The sequence below is a fragment of the Albidovulum sp. genome (assembly GCF_049646345.1).
Taxonomy (GTDB): domain Bacteria; phylum Pseudomonadota; class Alphaproteobacteria; order Rhodobacterales; family Rhodobacteraceae; genus Albidovulum.
The window spans coordinates 1-1,564 of the sequence record NZ_JBARVQ010000709.1; the positions used below are offsets into that span (position 1 = coordinate 1).

The 1,564-nt window shown below is 63.4% G+C and carries 2 protein-coding genes; both read left to right on the forward strand.

Annotation, left to right across the window (positions count from 1 at the left end):
* Positions 1 to 437, forward strand: a 437-nt coding sequence (locus WBB85_RS18455; protein WP_432640057.1) for an ABC transporter permease subunit, incomplete at its 5' end; no start/stop codon positions are given.
* On the forward strand, positions 437 to 1,489 hold the full coding sequence (choV, locus tag WBB85_RS18460; protein ID WP_432640058.1) for a choline ABC transporter ATP-binding protein: 1,053 nt from the start codon (positions 437 to 439) through the stop codon (positions 1,487 to 1,489). The genes WBB85_RS18455 and choV, both read left to right, overlap by 1 nt.
* Positions 1,490 to 1,564 lie beyond the last annotated feature (75 nt).

Below are 1,564 nucleotides of genomic sequence, written 5' to 3' on the forward strand. Positions count from 1 at the left end.
ACCTGATGCAGACGCTGCCAACCTTCGTCTATCTGATCCCCGCGATCATCTTTTTCGGCCTTGGCATGGTGCCGGGCCTGTTGGCGACCGTGGTCTTCGTCCTGCCCGCGCCGATCCGGCTGACCCATCTTGGCGTTTCCTCGACGCCGAAGGCCCTGACCGAGGCGTTGACCGCCTTTGGCGCTACCAAGCGGCAGGTGCTGTTCAAGGCCGAACTGCCTTACGCCTTTCCGCAGATCATGGCGGGGCTGAACCAGACCATCATGCTGTCGCTCTCGATGGTCGTCATCGCAGCCTTGGTTGGCGCCAGCGGCCTTGGCGTGCCGGTCATGCGGGCACTGCAATCGGTGAACACGGCGCTTGGTTTTGAAAGCGGCTTTGTGATTGTGGTCGTGGCCATCGTGCTCGACCGGATGCTGCGGCGGGGGGATATGTGATGGGCGCGGATAAAATGAACGGAACCGACATCGCCGTCGAGTTCGACAAGGTCAATATCGTCTTCGGCGATCATCCCGACCGTGCCTTGCCGATGATGGACAAGGGCATGAGCCGCAGCGACATCCAGAAGGCGACCGGGCAGGTTCTGGGCGTCCACGATTGTTCGCTGACCGTGGCCAAGGGCGAGATCCTAGTCCTGATGGGGCTGTCGGGGTCCGGTAAATCAACGCTTCTGCGCGCGGTGAACGGGCTCAATCCGGTCTGCCGCGGCGCGGTGACGATCCACGATGACGGCTGGTCCTGCGAGGTTGGTGGCGCTTCGGTGCCCGATCTTCTCAAGGTGCGCCGCGAATGCGTGGCAATGGTCTTTCAGCAATTTGGATTGTTGCCCTGGCGGACGGTGCGCGAGAATGTCGGCCTCGGCCTTGAGCTTGGCGGCCAGTCGGTCACCGAGCGGCAGGCGAAGGTCGATGAACAGCTTGCGCTTGTGGGTCTGTCGGACTGGGCCGAGCGCAAGGTGGGTGAGCTGTCGGGCGGCATGCAGCAGCGCGTGGGCCTTGCCCGCGCCTTCGCGACCGACGCACCGATCCTGCTGATGGACGAACCCTTCTCGGCCCTCGATCCCTTGATCCGCACCCGGTTGCAGGACGAGTTGCTGGAATTGCAGAAGAAACTGCACCGCACGATCATCTTCGTCAGCCATGACCTTGATGAGGCTTTCAAGATCGGCAACCGTATCGCGCTGATGGAGGGCGGCCGGATCGTGCAATGCGGCACCGCGCGCGAGATCATTGCCAATCCGGTCTCTGACTATGTCGCAGAATTCGTCGCCCACATGAACCCGCTTGGGGTGCTGAAAGCCTCTGACATCATGGAGCCGGGCCCGATCCGCGCCCCGAACACGCCCTATGTTGACCCCGAAGCCCCGGTCCGCGAAGTGATGGAACGCCTGCGCGAGGTTCCCGCCCTCTCTGTGACCGAAGGCGGCAAGACACTGGGGCGCATCACGCGGGAAAGCGTGATCGGACGGCTGCTTGACCCGCGGGGGTAAGATCGCTCTCGGGATGTTGCGGACATCCGCGACGCCCCCTTCGCCCGGAATCAAGCGCGAAGCGCGCCGGGCGAG